We start from the raw sequence: 16662 nt of genomic DNA, 5'->3' as shown, positions 1-16662 counted from the left end.
ATATGTTCGTTATCAAGGAAAGAAGGCTGTAAGAACCGAGACTTTAGCTGATAAGCTGTTTTTATCAAGGAAAGTGCACATATTAATGGATGCTTTTGTCTGATAAACCCCAAAAAAGGAAATCCGTAACAAAAAATCGTCGAAGGAATACTATTTCCTTCGACGATTTTTTCTATTTTTAAGAATCCATTCCCAATGCAGCAATCATTTCATCTGTCGCATTTTCAATCGCCACTTCTTCTACTAAGTCTCCTTGGCTAACCCATCGCATGGTTAAATCAAGGCTGCAAGTAATCAATGTAATCATTTTTCTATCAGGAATTTCTTCTATTAAATCTACCCGATCAGGTGTTACCATTTTCAAATAATTCATTTCATATACATAAACTTTTTTCAAATCAGTTATGTACACTAAATCTCCTATGGATGTATTGGGAATATCGCTAAATAAAATACCTGTTCGTGCATAATTATGTCCGGCTAAAGAATAATTTCCTGTTCCCATCTTTTGGTCAGGAGTCATAGTTCCTACTCCCGCCACAAGATTGCTTTCCGAAAGACCTTTTAAAATCGGTAATTGAAGTTGAATCGATGGAATTCCTAAACCGCCGATCACCGGTAGATTATCTCTCGATTGATATCCCGCAAGTATATGTTCGAAATTTAAGTTAGTAGTTTGATCAAAATCAAACTCTCCTTCTACTTCTTCATTCTTTTGGACTTCTTCAACAGTCACTGAGGTGAATTGATTATCATTCGTCATTTTTTTTATTAAAAAGCTTTCGAAATATCCCCTCATTAGAAAAACTACTCCCACTATAATCAACAAAATTGCAAAAACATTTATCCATTTACGAGATTTCATTACATCCTCCGCCTTACTTATACATGCTTGAACGGATCTCAGAAGATCCCTTTTTTGAATAGCTGCACCGATTTTCATTTCTAATTAAAATAATACCACAACAAAAGGACAGTTTGATGATAGAATAGAGAAAATGCTTCATAGAAAATTCGGGAGGTACATATGAAATATAAAACTTTGCTTTTTGACATAGATGATACCCTGCTTGACTTTAAAGCAGCTGAAAAATATGCGTTTACAAAATTATTAGAAAAAATGGATGTGGAACCATCTGAGGACGCGATTCTCAAATATTCGGAAATAAATCTTGGTCTCTGGGAACAATTTGAAAAAGGACAGATTGAGCGAAATATTTTACTTGGGAAACGTTTTGAAGATTTTTTCAACTTGTATCAAAAAGATGTCATTGGCAGCGAAATGGATAAGGAATTCCGTGCTGCACTTGAAGAAGGGCATTTTCTTATTGATGGAAGCATTAAAATTCTGGATCAATTAAAACACACGCATGAGCTCTATGCAGTAACAAATGGTGTTTCAAAAACTCAAAAACGCCGCTTAACAGACTCTGGTTTATTACCTTATTTTAAAAAGGTGTTTGTATCAGAAGACACTGGTTTTCAAAAACCAATGCAAGAGTACTTTGATTATGTCTTTCACCGCATTCCTCAATTTTCGCTGAATGATGCTTTAATCATAGGAGACTCACTTACTTCTGACATTAAAGGTGGAAACATTGCCGGGATTGATTCATGCTGGTTCAATCCTCATAAAAAACCGAATCCGTCGTCCATTGAACCGACCTATCAAATAGAGCATCTACAAGATTTACATGCGATTTTGGCTTAATTAGAGAAGCGGATAAGTCCGCCTTGGCAGCTCGACATAGAAAGCAGAACTCATAATACTCTAGTCTATAATAAAAAGATGAAGCACTCCGCTTAAGAGTCCTTCATCTTTTTTGCTGTTAAGTTATTCTTGTGCTTTTCTTTTTTGGGTGAAGAATAAAGTACCCAGTCCAATTACTAGGAATGCCAAGCCAATTGCTTTCAATGGGCTTTGAGCCAAACCTGCGTATGGAAGTTTTTCATTTTTTGCTTCTTCCATTTGGTCATCTTGTTCTTTTGCGGTATTCTTATCAGTTATTTCATTCGTTTCTTCTGAATTCGTTTCATCTGGTTGTTCCGTCGAGTCAGTAGAGTCAGTTGGTTGTCCTGCTTCATCTTCTTCGATTGGATCTGAACCTTCTGGGTCTTCTGAACCCTCTGGTGTCTCCCCTTCTTCTGGATTTTCGGGCTCTTCAGGGTTGTCAGTAACTGGAGGAACAAAAGATAAGAACGTTCCCCAAACAATATTTCCTTCTTCATCACGCTCATAAGGAACAAATTCCAAACTTTCAAAGTTCTCGTCCGATAGCTGCACGCCGCTACTATTTCTTGATACTTCTCCATCAAAGAAGTAATTATTTACCGCTTCAAGGTCAGCTGGATAGTTATCTTTCTCAGTAAAATCTTTTTGATAAGAAACGAAACCATCGATAGTGAAGTCAGTTGGTATATGCGGATACGTTGTAAAACTGATATTACCACTACCGTTGTTAAAGCCGATATTATTCTCCGCGATTACTCCTGGATTACTATTGCTAGTAAATCCATAAGCCAAGTTCCCAAAGGCATAACTATTTCGAATGGTATGTTCTACATGGATTCCTTCACCGCCAAGTTTAAATCCGTTCCCGTCTCCTCTTCCATCATATTCATAAGATACAAAGCCATTATTGAACGCAATACTATCTTCAATGAGCACGGCACCAATTTCTCCGCTTCCTGATTTCGTATAAAGGTCCCAGCCATCATCGATATTATTGTAGGCAATTGCACCACGGAAAACATTTCCTACACCTGAGGTCAACTTCGCAGCAAAACCATCTGCATTATTATCGGATGGGTCTCGATTATCGAAGGAAGTAACATTCAACATTAAGTTATAGGAAGGCCAATCCTCAATGTTAGTAGAATTATCTGTTCGGCTAATCTGCAATCCTGTATCTCCATTTTCATAAAATTGAGCAAGCTCAATAATATTGTGGCTTCCACCAATAACAAAGCCCTTTGTATTTCCAGCGCTGCGACGGAAATCAATTCCTTTTATGTGCCAATAATCCCCGCTTAATATACCCCCCTCAGTCTTTTGATCAAAGTCAAAGACTGGATTCGCGCCTTTTGCAGCAAAGAGATACTTCATAGCTTCTTCTGTTCCGTCATTATATTTTTTGATTTCTAGTGGTGCATTCCGTAAATACACACCGTCTTGGACAATGATTTTTTGTCCCGGATTTACAAAATCAATCGCTGTGTCAATATCAAGTGGATCTTCTATTGTTCCACTTCCATTCGCATCTCCTTCTGGTGAAACGATGATATCTCCTTCATACGTACGTTTTTCAACAGTAAAATTTTTAACGATTTTTTCATAGGACGTAAGAAACTGTGTATCATCAGGCAAGAATGTTACACTAAAATTCGTATAATCATCAGTTAAAGTAGTTGCAAAGGCTGGTTCTTCTCCTGCTTGTATTTCTATGTCTGATGCAATGGTTTCTTGCCCTTGTTTTACAGTTAAAATTCCATCTACATTTGCTTTTAATCGTAGCTCATAATCCTCTACAGATGTTCTCTGTAACGATGTGAATGTGAATCCTGGTTCAATCGCTATTGCGGGAGGATCAACTTTTGGTGCATCTGTTGACATTTTTGTGACTGTAAAATCAATATCACTTACTTGAATGGTTGCCAAACGTGCTGTATAAAAACCAATATACATCTTAGAATCTTGAACATTTAAAATTTCTGGTTCAAAAATCATTTCTTCAGTTCCATTATTCACACTTCCAATAAAACCACTGTTTGTCTTTTCCAATGTTAATTGGTAGGTTCCAAGGGGACGATGTTCATCCAGCATCACACTATGAATCCCTTGGCTTCCTGCACCATCAAAAGATTCAACACCAGTACGTGTGAATAGTTGAATGCCATTTGTTTCTCGTGTTCCGCCGCTATATCCGCCAATCGCTGCTATATTTGATGCAAATACGCTTGAATCATTTGCGTTTCCGATAGCATCTCGAGCCATAATACCAAATGATTCTTGACCATCGTGGGGATTTTTAGCATATTCAATCACTTCGATGGTGGCACTTATTTCAAAGTTGTCTTCGGCTGCATCAATCTCCGTATAATAGAAGGAGATACCATCATGATCACCTGTGACTTTCCCTCCGCCTTCTAAAGCAACAATATCTACCGTACCATCTTCGTTTACTGTAACAGTATTTTTTTCATTAGAAGTTGATTGCCCAAATCGCATTGCGTGCCACTCATAACTAACTTCATCAATTATAGTAACAGGCAAAGTTACCGGTGTAATACTTGGATCACTTGGCTGGATTTCAATCCGATAGGTCCCTGCTTCGCTGAAAGAAGGAACAACCAATTGATATTCCTCTTCGCTTACCAGTTCAGTATCCCCATTGTCATATTGCTTTACAACAGTCAGCCCATCAGGAATAAATACTTCCCCTACAGTATAAGTCGTTTTTGGATAATCCTGAACGGCAATTCCAATAAATTCTTTCTCTTTTACTAGCAATTCGAAAGAAGCCTCCATTCCTTTATGTGTTACTGTTAGGTTTTTTATTCCAGGCGTTGTTGTATCCAGTTCTGCAACCGTATATTCATTTCTCATTAAGCGTAAAGCAGTTCCATCTTGGTAATGAGCATAAACAATCATGCCATCCAAGTCTAACGTCTCACCGAGAAAATAACGTTCTTTTTGAGGCTTTTTAGTAATTTCTATTTGAACCAACTCGGCTTCATTTACATGGATTGTAAAATGAGCAGTTTCAGTTGGTGTTTCCTTTGAAATGACCGTTACAATCTGCTCACCCGGCACTTCTAATAGACTAGCTACTTCAATATCATATTGTTCACGAGATAAGCGAGCAATCTCACCATTGTTATACTCAGCTTCTACAATCAAGCCCTTTTCTTCAAATGAGTCTCCTAAATAATATTCTGTTCTGGCTGGAAGATAAACGATACGTAAATCTGTGACCATTAAAGCTTCAATGTTGAGGTTTAGTTCTGTTGATATTCCTCCGTAATGAATCTTTATTGTATTTGTTCCTGCAACGCTACTATCAAAACCTGTAACAAGATAATCTCCTGCAGCTATAACTTCCGTTGTTCCATCAGAATAATGTGCTGCTACTTCCAAAGCAGACAGATCTAATTCTTCATTCACTAAGTACGTGGTTTTTACTTCACTGCTATCGACTTCTAGCTCCGTTATGTAACGACTTTCGTCTGATTCTTGAACATTCAGAACTAGGTTACTATAAATAATTTCTGTATTTCGAGAGGTAAACAGTCCTGCATATTGAACTGCTCCTGTATAATCCTCCATAATTTTTTCCTCACCGTTCACTTGCAAAACAAACAAACTACCCATTTTCTTGACACTTAAATCAAAACTTTGTCCAGAATTAGGAGAATGACTTCCTCCAGCGAATGTATGTAATTTATTTAAACTTCCATCCTCTCTTGTAAAAGCCTTCATCGTTTGATCTAAGGCTCCAACCGAAAGATGATTACCACTTGCGTATTCCGTTCCATTTACATAATCATAAACTTCATCTCGCAACATAATCCCAAAAGAAACTTGATTATTGGCATCGAAGTTTTCTACATAGGCGGTTGCATGAAATTCAAAATCTGCATTCGTAGGTATTTCTTGAAAATAATAGGCGATTCCATCGGTGCTTCCAGAAATCTTACCACGGTTATTAGCACTTTTTACTTTGACAGTGCCATCCATATTTTCCGTTATTTCAAAGTTTTCACGGACAATCTTGTCTTGTCCGCCTACATCACCAAATACCGTTCCGCTCCAATCACTCGTAATCGTGGCAATTGGTAGTTCTCTTTCATAGCTTGATATGACATCGGTTACATTTTCCTCCATTAAGCCTTCCGTTTCCGAAATGTTTTCTGAACTCTCCAATTCAACTGCTTGCACAATAGTTGGTAACAATGCTTGAGAAATAAGCAGCAACGACAAAGAAACCTTAGAACAATTTATCAAAGATTTAATTCTCAATCCGTTTCCTCCTTCTATTTCACGCCTGTCTTATCCTTTTCCTGAAAAAACCATTACACCTCCTTTTCAATTTCAATAGCTCGAGATTTGTAAGCCCTTACTATCCTTAGTATTAATCTTAAAAGAAGATGATGATTACACCTATAATCACTTTGTTAGGCTTATTAGTTATCTGGGTGTTTTTACAAGTATTTCAGGTGGATTCTCTCTGTTTCTATATTCACAACTCTTTATTTCAGATACAATATAACTAGATTGATTAAAGAGAAAGCTTTTTTGGAGGGGTTTTATGAAGTTATATATCAAGCAAAAGGTATTTTCTTGGCGTGATCGGTTTGCTGTGAAAGATGAATTCGGCAATGATGTTTATTTTATTGAAGGTGAATTATTTTCTTGGGGTAAAAAACTCTACGTAACAGATGTAAATGGCAATGAAGTTTTATATATTCAGCAAAACTTGTGGAATTGGATGCCAAATTATTCTCTGTTTATCTATGAAAAAGAAGTTGCAGTTGTGAAAAAAGAATTTACTTTCTTCCGTCCACAGTATTCGATTATTGGCCCCAATTGGGAAGTAGAAGGCAACTTTTGGGGGCATGATTACGATATCTGGGAATTTGAAAATCATATCGCATCAATTAATAAAGAATGGTTTACTTGGGGAGACTCCTATGAACTAAATATTTTGGATGAAAGTCAATCATTACTGGCCCTCGGTGTCATTATCGTCATCGACTGTGTTATAGCCGAACAACAAAATAATAGCGCTAATTAAATAAAAATAGAGAGCTTCAGCCTTTTTTTATTGGGCGAAGCTCTCTATTTTGTGAAAGGAGACACCTTCAGAAGGTTATTTTAGCTTGAAGGTGTCTCATCTATTCCTTTCAATGTGCGGCTGACTTCACGATTTATTTTTCTAAATATTCGTATACCGCCATTGCTGCCAGAAGGAACGCTCCTACACCGTGCAGATCATCTTCGGATGTCGGGCGACCTACATAATACTCGTAAGTGCCGGCTGATGTGCCAATGCAAATACCGTTTACATGAAGCCCGTCTGCATCCTCTCTTGTCATATGTTCTAATAAACCAGAGAAACCACGCAATAGGTTCTCTTCGTATTCTTTACCAACAAATCCGTAATGCAGAGCTTTTGCCATGGTATATAAGTATAAAGAAGAGCTTGATGATTCTAACCAGTTATCTTCTTGGTCACCTTTATCAACAACTTGATACCATAACCCTGTCTTTTCATCTTGGAACTTCACTACGTTTTCAATGTATTTGGCTACTTCAACTGGCAATTCCTCTTGTCCTTGGTATTCATCACCGATTGCTTCCAAAATATCGATCAATGCCGTACCATACCAGCCTACCGAACGTCCCCAGAATTCTGGTGAACAACCTGTATCTTTGTTTGCCCAAGGTTGTACTCTTTTCTCATCCCATGCATGGAACAGCAATCCTGTTTTTGGATCAGTCATGTGCTTACGCATCAATCTTTCTTGATACAGAACAACTTGAATCAAATCTTTTTCATGGAATTGATTTGCGTATTTCACTAAATATGGTCCTGCCATAAACAAACCGTCTAACCACATTTGATAAGGATATTTATCTTTGTGCCAAAATCCATTTTCAGTTGTCCGATTAATTGTATCGATAATATGACGAAGCTTACGAGCCGCAATCATATATTTTTTGTGTCCCGTCTCTTCATGAAGTTTAAATAGTAAAATACCTACTTGGATCGCATCTAATTGATCACGATCATATTCAAAATTTCCTTCATCATCGATTAGTGCATCATAGTACCCTTTAATGTATTGGAAATATTCATCATTTCCAGTCTCTTCCCACACGCGAAGCATTCCTAATAAAAATACACTTTGGTGATAGTGGAATCGCATTGCTGGCGGCAATTCGGGTGGTGTAAACTTATTCATTAACGTACGACAAGATTTTTCTGCAATTTTAAGAATTTGTGTTTTGGTTACTGTATATGTTTTTTCCACGGATTAATCTCTCCTCTACTTTCGTAAAACACAGATGACTGGAACAATTGCCCCAGCCTCTGTTTTTTATTAATTAAATGCTTCTGCGTATTTAGCAGCTGAAGCTTCGATTGCTTCTGCCCATTCATTTAAAAAGTCTTCTACAGATTTTTCTCCAGCCATTACAGATTGGATCGCAGGATCCACTTTGTTATCTAAAATAGAACGATAGTCCGGCAAGTAGAATGGCGGCTCATACAAGGCTGTATTTTCATCGTCATATACAGAGAAGGCAACGCTAAGATGTTGAGCATCTTGAATCCATTCTTCTTCCATAACGTCACTGTTGGTTGGGATTTGGCCAATTGCTTGGTTCCAATTACTTTGACTTTCTGCATTATTGACAAATTCCAAGAATTTAAAAGCTTCTTCTGGATGTTCTGAAGCTGCAAAGATTGAAATTCCGATTGTATTTCCGCCTTCTGCAACATAGTTTCCTTCTTCAGAAACTGGCAATGGAATTGCTTCGAACTGTTCTGGCTCCAAAGCTTTACTATGTTCACCATATGAACCAATATTGTGGTGAACCATTGCTGCTTTACCAGTATCAAATGTCGCTACCATTTCTTTGTAGCCATTCGTAATATCACTTTGAGGTGTATTATTTAAATACAATGCAAAGTATTTTTCTAAAAATTCTTTATGCGCAGGATCGTTTACCGTTGCTTTTCCATCTTCTGTCACATACTCAGTAATACCAGAATATGCATACATCAACCGTTGAAGTTGTAACGAGCCACCTGCTCCACCACGAATGGTGTAACCGTACATATCATCCGTTGTCATCGTATCTACTGCACTGAAGAAATCATCCCAACTTTCAGGTGCTTCAATCCCAGCTTCCGCAAATAAATCTGGACGAATCCAAATGACATCTAAGTTTTGTGTATAAGGAATTCCATATAAATTTCCATCATTTACAATTTTTTTGTTAAAATCGATAGTTCCTTGATTAATTTTTCCATTCAATTCAGAATCTGCAAAATAATCATCCAATGGCAAGAATGCTTCACGGATGGAATATTCTGGCAACCAACTTGTTTGGATAGAAGCTACATCTGGAACATCTTCTGCAGCAATTGCAGCATCAATTTTTGATTTTGCATCATCTTTTGGTAGTCCGAAATACTCAACTTTGATATTTTCATTTTCTTCTTCGAAACGTTCAATAATATTCTCCCAGATTGGGGTTCTCTCTGGTCCTGCATTTTCATCCCAGAATGAAATCGTAACTACTTCTGAACTGTCTCCGCCAGTATTTCCGGCACTTGAGTCAGAACTGGAATCTGCAGTTGAATTTCCACAAGCTGCTAATAAAATCGCACTCGCTAAAGTAATCCCTAACCCTTTTGTTTTCCTTGATAACATGATGTTACCTCCTTATATTTTTAGCCTTTTACAGCTCCGCCCATACCATTTACTAAATGCTTTTGAGCGATTGAGAACAAGATAATTGATGGGATTAATGCAATAATACTTCCGGCTGCCAATGCACCGTAATTCACATTAAACTCACCCATCATAAAACTTAATCCAACTGGCAGAGTAAACTTCGCTTGATTATTTGTCAGCATCAGCGCCAGTAAAAATTCATTCCATGCATAAACAAAAACGTTTACACTTGTTGCAACAATTCCTGGAATTAGTAATGGCAAAATCACTTTTACAAGCGTTTGGAGTCTGGTTGCTCCATCTATAGAAGCTGCTTCTTCCAATTCTTTTGGAATACCTGCAATAAATCCACTCATTAGTATTGCATTAAACGGAACTTGAACCGCTGAATAAATAAGGATCAAAGATAGAGGATTACTGATTAAGCCAAGATTGTTAAAAATAACAAACAGTGGAATAATCAGCATTGATCTAGGAATAAACTGTGTCATTAATAATAACAACATAAATGTTCTTTTTCCTTTAAACTCATAGCGTCCTAAGGCATATCCGGCTAAAATAGATAAAGTAACTGTTAGTAATACCGTGAAAAGCCCTACGTAAATACTATTTCCGAAATAAGTATCAAAACCAACATCTTTCCAAGCGTTCACGAAGTTATCTAATGTGAAGCTACTCGGGAAATATTCAATTGGAGATCTTACAATATCTCCTTCAGGTTTAAAAGCTGTGTTAAGAGTCCAGTAAATCGGGAAGACTGTCCACATTAACATCAAAGCCATCGGTAAGTAAAAAGTTAAAATTCGATCGACTTTTTGATTTTTAGTAAACATCCATTATTCCTCCTCAAATTTAGAAATCTTCAAGTATACTGCTGCCACAATAGATAGGATGACAAAGGCAACGACTGTTAATGCAGAACCGTAACCAAAGTTTGTTCCATTTACCGCAGTATTAGCAATATACATGGCATAGGTCATTGTTGAATTTGCTGGACCTCCGCCGGTTAAGTTGTAAAGTAAGTCCACATTATTGAACTCCCATACAGAACGCAGCAGTGTTGTTAACACGATTGTCCGTTTTAATTGAGGAAGTGTAATATAAAATAATTGCTGGAAGCGAGAAGCGCCATCTACCCTTGCTGCTTCATACATATCTTCAGGAATCGTTTGTAAGGATGCTAATAAAGTTACTGCAAAAAACGGAATTCCTCTCCATAATTCTGCGATAACCACTGCGAAAAACGCACTTCCTGTACTTGCCAAGAAAGCAGCTGGTTTATCAATAATTCCAAGACGCATCAAGATATCATTAAATACTCCCATATGCTCGTTATACATCAACATCCAGATTACGGATGTCAGAACTCCTGATATTGCCCAAGGCACAAATACGACTGCACGAATCGCGCCTCTCCCTTTAAATTTTTGATTTAATAACAATGCAACCCCTAAACCAAACACTAATTGCAAGGATACTTGCGAGATCACCCATTTCACACTATTCCAAAGGCTTGGCAAGAACAACGAGTCTTTCGTAAAGATGTCAATGTAGTTTTGTAATCCTGCAAATCCATCATAGAATGGTGCAGAAATATCATAGTGCTGAAAACTATAGTAAAAGACCGTTAACATTGGGTAAAAAAGAAATGCAAAAATCATAATAAAAGCAGGTGCTAATAATGCATAAGGAACCCAATTTTTTTTAATATTCCGTTTTTTCTTAGGATTTGAAGCAACTTTTGTATTACTGATTGTATTCTCCATGATTTCCCCTCCTGTTAAAAGAGTAACAGAAAGCGTTTTACATAAAAATCCAATTTCTTTTGCTTTTCCTACAATAATTTAAGATGATTTGAAATCGATAACACTTTTGATTCTTCAGCGATGTTCGCGCTTACTTATTTTTTATTTTAAAGGATTAAAAATGAAAGCAGCACCGCATAGAGGGGTATTCCGAAAGAGTATTTTTTTGTGTAAAGGACGGAGAGTTTTACCAAGGAAAAGAGGACAATTCTTTACCCCCTTTCCTTGATATATAGTAGTTATCAAGGAAAGAGGGCTGTATAAATCGAGACTTTACCTGATAAACTATTTTTATCAAGGAAAGCCTCTACTTTAACGAGTACTTTTGCCTGATAAAAATCAAGAAAACAAAAAACTAATCCTATCATTACTCTCGCCAAGTAATTTTACTCATTTATTCCAAAAGAATTTCCCCCAGGTACCCACATCATAAATTATTGAGCCTTTCGTCCGTGACCTTTGCGAAATGCCATAGGTGTTTGACCCGCATATTTCTTGAAGGAGCTACTAAAATAATGAGGATTTGTGTAGCCTACTGCTTCCGCAATTTCATAGGTTTTAAGTGAGCTTGTCCGCAGCAATTCTTTCGACTTTTCCATTCGCAATTCAAGTAAATATTCTGTGAAATTCATACTCGTTTGTTCCTTAAATAAGTTACTCAAATATGGAGAAGTAACATGAATTTCCTCTGATAATTTCACTAATGATAAATCTGGATTTGAAAAATGTTCTTTCATATATTGAACAGCTTTATCTACTAATGAATCTGACTTGTTCGCCACTTGTTGGCGCTCAAAAGCTGTTTCCCATTTAGCGACCATCGGCTCTAGCAAAATAATTAGCTGTTCCAAGTTTTCAACTGCCAATATATCTTGACTTAATTGATAAATATCCAGATGTTCCGTCTCATCCTCAATAATATGATTCAATTGAACGATTAAAAAAACAACAAAATTAAAGGCAATTTTTTTAGCTTCGATAAGTCTTAACGTTCCTTCTGTTAGAAAATCAAAAAATGATTTTATTTTATCATGACTGCTTTGGGCTGGATTTAGTTCGGCAAAAACCCTTGCCGTTCCTTTTTCAACTCCAAATAATGCATCAAACTCCGGATCTTTTTCTGCCAGCTCTGCAATTTTCTGAATTTCCATATTAATTTTTGCTTCTACAATTGCTGTTTTTATATCAGCTAGTTCTTCAAAAACTGAAGACATGGTTACAAACACCGGCTCCTCTAAACTTTGCCCAACTTCATTCCGAATTTTTTCACGAAACGCAGGTAATTGCTCTTGTCGACCCTCTTCGACTGAATGGAATAAAAAAGCTTCGTCTCCTTGATAAGAAACTAATTCTGTATAATTTTTTTTAGAAAAAGGAATCAGCTGATTGATGATCGGTTCTTCCCTCGTATAGTTTGGAGCAAAAACATTCATGACAAGGTATGAAGGACCTTTTAAATGAATAGCCATTTCTTTGAGTGCTGCTTCGATATTCATTTCTTCCATAGAATCTGATGAAAATAGTAAATCTGATATGAATTTCTCTTGCAAAAGAGGGATTGTTTTTTCTAATTGCTCTGTCTTTTGATAATCCAGCTTCCATGCTTCTAACGCTGCTTTTGCTTTGTCTAACAAATCGTTCATATGAACGGGCTTTAATAGATAGTCATCAGACTTTAGCAAAATCGCTTCATGTAAATACTCAAAATCATCATAACCGGTTAAAAAAATAATACGTGTATGAAGCTGTTCTTTTCTGATCCGCTTTGCCAATTCAATACCATTCATAAATGGCATATTTATATCTGTAACAATGAGTTGCGGATGCTCCGCTTGGATGATTTCCCATGCTTCTTGTCCATCTGCCGCCTCACCGGCAACTTCAAATCCTATCTTATTCCAGTCTGCTTGGACGATTGCCTTTCGAATAATTCGGTCATCTTCAACAATAACAACCTTATGCATAATCCTCCCCCTTTATTTTAGGAATTCGAATGAGTACCTTGGTATATTCCCCAGCCTCACTCTCTATTTGAAGTCCGTACTGATCGCCATAACGATTTTTGATACGAATATGGACACTTCGAAGCCCCACACCTGTTTCTTCTCGTGCTCCTGTAACAAATGGTGTATGGATTTCTGCTTGAATGATCTGCAGGGTTTCCCGTGTAATTCCTTGTCCATTGTCCTTTACAATTAATGTAATGGAATCTTCTGTTTCTGAGCTAGAGATTTGAATGCGTCCACGTTTACGATCATTCATCACACCATGATAGATAGCATTTTCTACAATTGGCTGTAACGATAATTTAACGATTTGATAGGAATATAGCGATTCAGGAATTGAAAGCTCGTAAGTGAAAAAGTCACCGTAGCGCATTTCCATCATGTACAAATAGCTTTTTATATTCTTTACTTCTTCTTCAATGGTAATCATTTCTTTTCCTCTGCTCAAACTAGTTCGGAAGAAATCTGAAAGATTACTAATCATTTGGCTTGCCTCTTCATTCATTCCTAAATCACAAAGGCCTTTAATTGAAAATAGAGTATTGTAAAGAAAATGTGGATTAATTTGGGCATGCAGCAATGCTACTTCTAATGCCATTTTCTCTTCTTGTTGTGCTGTTGTCTGCTCCATCAGCTCCACATTTCGGTCCGTTAAATCATTATAAGTTTGGTATAAAATTACTAATTCTTGAGGAATTTCATCTGTCCATGTTAGTTTTTCATGGTACGTTTTCGTCGTCAACATACTATCCGCCATTTTTTTAATCGGAGTCGAGATATATCGGCGGACCATTCTCAAAAATAAAACAGCAATAAGAGCGAGCAACAATGCTAAAATAATAAAAAGTAAAAAAATTGTAGCATTCGAATCAAATAATTTTGTTTCAGGCGTCACTAAAACGACCCGCCACTTATTCGTTCCCAAAGTAGCAAAGCGAATATTATAGGATTTACCATCTGGTGCATCCAATTTTTCAATATCATTTGTCAATTCATGATTTCGGTATAGTCTATAAATTTCCCTATCCAATCCTTCGTTGTTTGGTGCATCCTCCGATACATAGTAAGTCTCATTCGACATCAGCAGCATATAACTGTTATCCAAAGATATTTCTCTTAATGTCCGTTCGACAGATGATGTTTTCAAATTCATGATGATAATCCCAAGCGGTTCATTATCTTTTCCTCTTAAAATGTGAAAAAGGGATTGTACATCTTGTTCTCGATCAAAAACATAGTCGGTATGATTATTCAGCCAATAATAGTCTTCATTTCCAACTGCATCCAATTCATAAAAACCATAGTGATTAAATTGTTCGTTTAAACTTTGCTGATCACTTTGAGTTAGTACATAGCCATGAATATTTACATAGATTGAGTCAATAAATGCAGCATTTCGCGTGTAGAGCGATTCAATATTTTCCGATAATTCTAAATAGTTATTTGGAGAAGATGCTCCTGCCTCTAAGAGTTGTTGAACAGAGTCGTCTTTTGTCAAAATATAAAACTGCTCAAAAACCTCCCGATATAGGGATGATAAATATTCCATTTTTTGATTCAACACACTCTCCATCGTTGTTTCCGTGTTTCGTGATACTTGGCTGTTGGCAACATAGTAGATAATCGAGCCTGTTAAAAGCGTAAATAAAACAATAAGGATAATGTAAAATGCATTAATCGTAGAACTTAAAGAATGAAAAAGATCTTTTTTTAATTTCATAGTAGCCCCTCTTAAAAACTTGCGTTTATTATCTTATTTACACTTTCGCTTTGTACTTTCCTCTATGTAGAAAAGAAACCATCGCAACGGATGTCGCAACAGTCTCTTCTAAACGCTTTTTGTCACACTCTTTATTTTTTAAAGTAATTTACTGCGTTGTTATAGCAAACATTTTCAATTAGACGTTGTAACAGTGTTTCTTCGTTTGGAAACTTGCCTGATTCTACTTGCTCTCCAACGTAATTACACAAAATGCGGCGGAAATATTCGTGGCGTGGATAAGATACAAAGCTGCGAGAATCGGTCAGCATACCTACGAAGTTCATTAACAAGCCATGATCTGCTAATGCTTCCATTTGACGTAACATTCCTTGTTCCGTATCGTTAAACCACCATCCAGCACCAAACTGAACCTTGCTCTTAATCCCCTCGTTATTCACTTGGAAGTTTGCAACAGCACTTGCTACTACATGATTTTGAGTTGGATTTAAATTATAGATAATCATTTTCGGTAATTTTTGCTTACGTTCCATCGCATTTAATAGAAGGTTTAGATTACGCCCATCATTTACTGAATCATGAATCGAATCGAAGCCAACATCGGGACCTAAACGATCATACCAATATTCGTTGTTGTTCCGTAATGCCCCAAAATGAATTTGCATTGCCCATCCGCGATCTGCATACATTTCACCTAAATCAATTAAAATTCTCGTTAAATATTTTTCTTTTTCATCTTTCGAAATCGCTTCTTGTTTTAACGCTTTTTGGAAAATTTGTTCAATTTCGTTATCACTTGCATCGCTATAAACCATATTTTCCAAAGCGTGATCCGAAGCTAACGTTCCATGTTTGTCAAAGAAATCAACACGTTTTTCTAATTGTTCCACCAATTCTTTATAAGAGGTTGGATGATTTCCAAAAATGGCTTCCATACGTTCCAAAAAACCAGCAAAACGATTGTCGTCTATATGGAAAGCTTCATCCGGACGGAAAGAAGGTGCTACTTTAATATCAAATTTTTTATCTTTCAAAATTTTGTCATGTGCTTTTAGAGAATCTGTTGGGTTATCTGTTGTACCAACAAATGTTACATTGGACATTTCTATTAACTTACGAGCAGTTAATTTTTTTTCTTTTAAAACTTTATTTGCTTGTTCGTAAATTTCTTTCCAATTGTCTTTCGTTAATAGTTCATCAATATCAAAATACCGTTTCAATTCTAATTGAGTCCAGTGAAATAACGGATTACCAATTGTATTCTCTGCCGTTTCTGCCCAAGCAGAAAATTTTTCTTCCGGTGATGCGTCTCCCGTAATCATGTTCTCTGGAACACCATTTGCACGCATCGCGCGCCACTTATAATGATCCCCTGCAAGCCACAGTTCTGTAATATCAGAGAACTCGTGATCATCTGCAATCCAGTCTGGGATTAAATGACAATGATAATCAAAAATCGGCATCTTTTCTGCATAAGTATGATATAAGTGTTTCGCTGTTTCGTTTGTTAACATAAAATCATCATGAATAAAAGCCATTTATAATTCCGCCTCCATTTTTCTAAGAAAAGACGAGGAACTCCCGTCGTATATTTTATTTGAATGAGTCTAGAAAGACCTTCAAAGTCATTTTGATGGTTGAACGTCTTTATTTTTCCAAAATAAAG

At 36.6% G+C, this 16662-nt stretch carries 11 protein-coding genes; 2 read left to right on the top strand and 9 right to left on the bottom strand.

The annotated features are described in order from the left end of the window. Positions 1-178 precede the first annotated feature (178 nt). Positions 179-865 (bottom strand): class A sortase, encoded by a 687-nt coding sequence (locus tag EJN90_RS07485; protein WP_164544034.1) that lies wholly within the window; start codon positions 863-865, stop codon positions 179-181. Positions 866-1027: 162 nt separating this feature from the next. Between EJN90_RS07485 and EJN90_RS07480 the strand changes: the two genes are divergently transcribed. Further along, a complete protein-coding gene (locus EJN90_RS07480; protein WP_126109945.1) occupies positions 1028-1711 on the top strand; it encodes a YjjG family noncanonical pyrimidine nucleotidase in 684 nt (227 codons plus the stop codon). A gap of 123 nt (positions 1712-1834) precedes the next feature. Here EJN90_RS07480 and EJN90_RS07475 read toward each other — a convergent pair whose 3' ends face one another. Next, positions 1835-6019, bottom strand: coding sequence for a bacterial Ig-like domain-containing protein (locus tag EJN90_RS07475; RefSeq protein WP_126109943.1), 4185 nt, complete (start codon positions 6017-6019; stop codon positions 1835-1837). Between the two features lie 289 nt (positions 6020-6308). Between EJN90_RS07475 and EJN90_RS07470 the strand changes: the two genes are divergently transcribed. Further along, a complete protein-coding gene (locus tag EJN90_RS07470) occupies positions 6309-6794 on the top strand; it encodes an LURP-one-related/scramblase family protein (protein ID WP_126109942.1) in 486 nt (161 codons plus the stop codon). A 133-nt stretch (positions 6795-6927) separates the two neighbouring features. Here the strand turns inward: EJN90_RS07470 and EJN90_RS07465 are convergent, their stop codons facing one another. The 7 genes from EJN90_RS07465 to uxaC all read right to left on the bottom strand — a co-directional run bounded on the left by EJN90_RS07465 (position 6928) and on the right by uxaC (position 16534). Beyond that, positions 6928-8034 carry a glycoside hydrolase family 88/105 protein gene (locus EJN90_RS07465; RefSeq protein ID WP_227872465.1) on the bottom strand — a complete coding sequence of 369 codons (1107 nt, stop codon included), beginning with the start codon at positions 8032-8034 and terminating at the stop codon, positions 6928-6930. 69 nt (positions 8035-8103) lie between these two features. Next, positions 8104-9441 (bottom strand): ABC transporter substrate-binding protein, encoded by a 1338-nt coding sequence (locus EJN90_RS07460; RefSeq protein WP_227872464.1) that lies wholly within the window; start codon positions 9439-9441, stop codon positions 8104-8106. Positions 9442-9461: 20 nt separating this feature from the next. After that, a complete protein-coding gene (locus EJN90_RS07455) occupies positions 9462-10298 on the bottom strand; it encodes a carbohydrate ABC transporter permease (RefSeq protein ID WP_126109938.1) in 837 nt (278 codons plus the stop codon). A gap of 3 nt (positions 10299-10301) precedes the next feature. Further along, positions 10302-11231 (bottom strand): carbohydrate ABC transporter permease, encoded by a 930-nt coding sequence (locus EJN90_RS07450; RefSeq protein WP_126109937.1) that lies wholly within the window; start codon positions 11229-11231, stop codon positions 10302-10304. A gap of 473 nt (positions 11232-11704) precedes the next feature. After that, positions 11705-13234 (bottom strand): response regulator transcription factor, encoded by a 1530-nt coding sequence (locus tag EJN90_RS07445; RefSeq protein ID WP_126109935.1) that lies wholly within the window; start codon positions 13232-13234, stop codon positions 11705-11707. Continuing rightward, entirely contained in the window at positions 13227-14996 is a 1770-nt protein-coding gene (locus EJN90_RS07440) for a cache domain-containing sensor histidine kinase (RefSeq protein ID WP_126109933.1), read from the bottom strand. The genes EJN90_RS07445 and EJN90_RS07440 overlap by 8 nt, the downstream gene beginning before the upstream one ends. Positions 14997-15127: 131 nt before the next feature. Next, positions 15128-16534 carry a glucuronate isomerase gene (gene uxaC, locus EJN90_RS07435; protein ID WP_126109931.1) on the bottom strand — a complete coding sequence of 469 codons (1407 nt, stop codon included), beginning with the start codon at positions 16532-16534 and terminating at the stop codon, positions 15128-15130. Positions 16535-16662 lie beyond the last annotated feature (128 nt).

Source organism: Jeotgalibaca ciconiae (assembly GCF_003955755.1).
Lineage (GTDB): Bacteria > Bacillota > Bacilli > Lactobacillales > Aerococcaceae > Jeotgalibaca > Jeotgalibaca ciconiae.
The sequence above is the reverse complement of the archived record's forward strand: the minus strand, read 5'-3'. Positions and strand labels throughout refer to the sequence as shown.